Origin of the sequence: Streptomyces albus subsp. chlorinus (genome assembly GCF_013302895.1) — a bacterium.
Taxonomy (GTDB): Bacteria; Actinomycetota; Actinomycetes; order Streptomycetales; family Streptomycetaceae; genus Streptomyces; species Streptomyces chlorinus.
On the sequence record NZ_VJOK01000001.1, the window covers coordinates 4,472,058 to 4,475,476 of the forward strand.

General features: G+C 72.9%; 5 protein-coding genes. 4 read left to right on the plus strand and 1 reads right to left on the minus strand.

The window, feature by feature from the left end:
- Together FM076_RS19490 and FM076_RS19495 are read left to right on the plus strand one after the other, a co-directional pair.
- The coding region (locus FM076_RS19490) for a DAK2 domain-containing protein (protein ID WP_243274573.1) at positions 1–602 on the plus strand (602 nt) is incomplete at its 5' end.
- A complete protein-coding gene (locus tag FM076_RS19495) occupies positions 599–1,093 on the plus strand; it encodes a ribose-5-phosphate isomerase (RefSeq protein ID WP_173872291.1) in 495 nt (164 codons plus the stop codon). The genes FM076_RS19490 and FM076_RS19495, both read left to right, overlap by 4 nt.
- A gap of 165 nt (positions 1,094–1,258) precedes the next feature.
- On the opposite strand, the gene FM076_RS19500 is transcribed toward FM076_RS19495, so the two are convergent.
- Entirely contained in the window at positions 1,259–1,462 is a 204-nt protein-coding gene (locus FM076_RS19500) for a cold-shock protein (protein ID WP_016472807.1), read from the minus strand.
- Between the two features lie 323 nt (positions 1,463–1,785).
- Between FM076_RS19500 and FM076_RS19505 the strand changes: the two genes are divergently transcribed.
- Positions 1,786–2,625 (plus strand): menaquinone biosynthesis protein, encoded by an 840-nt coding sequence (locus FM076_RS19505; RefSeq protein WP_173874866.1) that lies wholly within the window; start codon positions 1,786–1,788, stop codon positions 2,623–2,625.
- A gap of 92 nt (positions 2,626–2,717) precedes the next feature.
- A partial coding sequence (locus tag FM076_RS19510; protein ID WP_173874867.1) for a serine/threonine-protein kinase occupies positions 2,718–3,419 on the plus strand: 702 nt, incomplete at its 3' end.

Genomic DNA, 3,419 nt, shown 5'->3' on the forward strand with positions numbered 1-3,419 from the left:
CCACGAGCAGGAGGAGGCCCTCGGCCGGCTCGACGCCGTCGCCGGGGACGGTGACCACGGGCGCGGCATGTGCAAGGGCGTGGACGCGGCGCTCGCCGCCGCCGAGCGGGAGGAGGCCCGCGAAGCCGCCCCCCGCCGAGCTGCTCGGCGCGGCCGGGGACGCCTGGGCCGCCGAAGCGGGCGGCACCTCCGGAGCGCTGTGGGGCGCGGGCCTGCGCGCCTTCGGCGCCGCGCTCCCCGACGACCGCGCGCCCGAACCCGCCGAACTGGCGGCCGGGGCGCGTGCGGCGCTGGAGGCCGTCACCGCGCTGGGCAAGGCCGAACCCGGCGACAAGACCCTGGTCGATGCCCTCGCCCCGTTCGTGACCGCCTTCACCGAACGCGTCGAGGCGGACACCGGGCCCGCCGACGCCTTCCGCGCGGCCGCCGAGACGGCACGCACCGCCGCCGCGGACACCGCCGGCCTGCGGCCCCGGCTGGGCCGCGCCCGGCCGCTGGCCGAACGCAGCGTCGGCACCCCGGACCCGGGCGCCACCTCGCTGGCGATGGTCCTGGCCGCGGTCGCCGGCACCCGTACCGCCCCCGACAGGAGGAACGCATGAGCACCACTCCCGCGGCCCCCCGGCCGTTCCGCATCGTCGTGGGCTGCGACGACGCGGGCCTCGACTACAAGGAAGCACTGAAGAAGGACCTCCAGGGCGACGCGCGGGTCGCCGAGGTGACCGATGTGGGCGTCGGCGCCGACGGGGCCGCCCTGGACACCGCCTACCCGCACGTCGCCGTCGAGGCAGCGCGCCGGGTCGCCGACGGCCAGGCCGATCGCGCCCTGCTCATCTGCGGCACCGGACTGGGCGTGGCCATCAGCGCCAACAAGGTGCCCGGCATCCGCGCCGTCACCGCGCACGACAGCTACTCCGTGCGGCGCTCCGTTCTCAGCAACAACGCCCAGGTGCTCTGCTTCGGCCAGCGCGTCATCGGCCTGGAGCTGGCCCGCACCCTCGTCGACGAATGGCTCGACCACCGCTTCGACGAGTCCTCGGCCTCCGCCGCGAAGGTGGCCGCCATCACCGGCTACGAGCGCACCGCCTGCTGACAGCGGGCAGGAGAGCGGAAGAACCAGGGAACAGGGAAGGCACGGCAAGGCCCACAAGACGCGGCAAGGCCCGGAAAGACGAAAAGACGGAGCGGGGCAGGAAAAGGCGGAAAAAAGCAGGAGCCCCGCCGAAGGCGGGGCTCCTTGGGTACTGCGATTCAGGGACTACTGCGCGGTGACGTTTTCCGCCTGCGGACCCTTGGGCCCCTGCGTCACATCGAACGACACCAGCTGGTTCTCCTCCAGCGAGCGGAATCCGGATGCGTTGATCGCGGAGTAGTGGACGAAGACATCGGGACCGTCGCCGTCCTGGGCGATGAAACCATAGCCCTTTTCGGCGTTGAACCACTTCACGGTTCCGGTAGCCATAAGCCCTCCCTGGGCCTAAAAGGGTGTCCCTGCTTCCCAGAACCCACAAAGAAGCCTGAAACGACGAGAGCCCGCGGTCACATGCTCCGCAGGCTCTGTACTGCAAGGAAACCAAACTGCAACTTGCCTCCGAGGCTAGCACGCAGCAACGCGCTGGGGAAGGGGTGTGGATCATGCCTGTCCGGAGAACCCCCCGCACGGAGGAAACCGCCCCCGTACCGGCGACGCCCCCGCCCAGGGGACCGGGCACGGCGGGGGACAGACCGGGGCGTACTCTCCGGAGAGTGACTGCTAAACCGGCTGAACCAGCTGAACCGCAGGGTGTGCGCACCCGCCCCCGCGTCGCGCACATCCAGTTCCTCAACTGCCTCCCGCTGTACTGGGGCCTGGTCCACACGCACACGCTGCTGGACCTGGACCTGACGCGGGACACCCCCGAGCGGCTCAGCGAGATGATCATCGACGGGCGGCTCGACATGGGCCCCGTCACCCTGGTGGAGTTCCTGCGCAACGCCGACGACCTGGTGGCCCTGCCGGACATCGCGGTGGGCTGCGACGGCGACGTCATGTCGTGCGAGATCGTCTCGCGGGTGCCCCTGGAGCAGCTCGACGGCGCCAAGGTGGCCCTGGGCTCGACGTCGCGCACCTCGGTACGGCTCGCCCAGCTGCTGCTCGCCGAGCGCTACGGCGTTCAGCCGGAGTACTTCACCTGCCCGCCCGATCTCGACCGGATGATGAAGGAGGCCGACGCCGCCGTCGTCATCGGCGACGTGGGGCTGCGCGCCTATCTGCGCCGGCTGCCCGAGGAGGGCCTCCAGGTGCACGACCTGGGGCGGCTGTGGAAGGAGTGGACGGGGCTGCCGTTCGTCTTCGCCGTCTGGGCCACCCGCCGCGACTTCCTGGAGCGCGCGCCGCAGACCGTGCGCGAGACGCACCGGGCCTTCCTGGCCTCCCGCGACCTGGCCATGGAACAGGTCGGCAAGGTGGCCGAGCACGCCGCGCGGTACGAGTCCTTCGACACCGGGGTGCTGGAGAAGTACTTCACCACGCTGGACTTCCGGTTCGGCGAGCGGCAGCTGGAGGGCGTCGCCGAGTTCGCCCGCCGCACCGGCGCGACGACCGGCTTCCCGCCGGATGTGCGCGTGGAGATGCTGCACCCCTGAGCCCCGCCGCCCGCCCGGCGGCCGTGCCTAAGCTGGTGCCCGCCCGACGGGAAGAAGGGCACGGCAGCGAGGACGAGGGGGGGCGCCGCACCATGCAGCCGCTGGAGCCGGAGGACCCGCCGTCGCTGGGCGGGTACCGCCTGCTGCGCAGGCTCGGCGCGGGCGGCATGGGCCGGGTCTACCTGGCCCGCTCGGGCAGCGGCCGCACCGTCGCGGTGAAGGTGGTGCATCCGCACCACGCCGTGGACGAGGAGTTCCGGCGCCGCTTCCGGCGCGAGGTGGCCTCCGCGCGCCGGGTCGGCGGCGCCTGGACGGCCCCCGTGCTGGACGCGGAGACCGACGGCCCGGTGCCGTGGGTCGCCACCGGCTATGTGGCGGGCCCCTCGCTGGCGGACGCGGTCGCCGAGCACGGACCGCTGCCCGAGCCGGTCGTACGGGCGGTGGGCGCGGGCCTCGGTGAGGCACTGCGCCATGTGCACGGCCTCGGACTGGTGCACCGCGATGTGAAGCCCTCCAACGTGCTGCTCACCCTGGACGGGCCCCGTCTGATCGACTTCGGCATCGCCCGTGCCACCGAGGGGACCGCCTCCCTCACCTCCACCGGTGTCTCGCTCGGCTCGCCCGGCTACATGGCCCCCGAGCAGGTCAGGGGCGAGGGCGTCACCGGCGCCACCGACGTCTTCGCGCTCGGCGCGGTGCTGGTCTTCGCGGCGACCGGCGAGCCGCCCTTCCCCGGCGACAGCACGGCCGCGCTCCTCTACCACGTGGTGCACGGAGAGGCCCGGCTCGGCGGG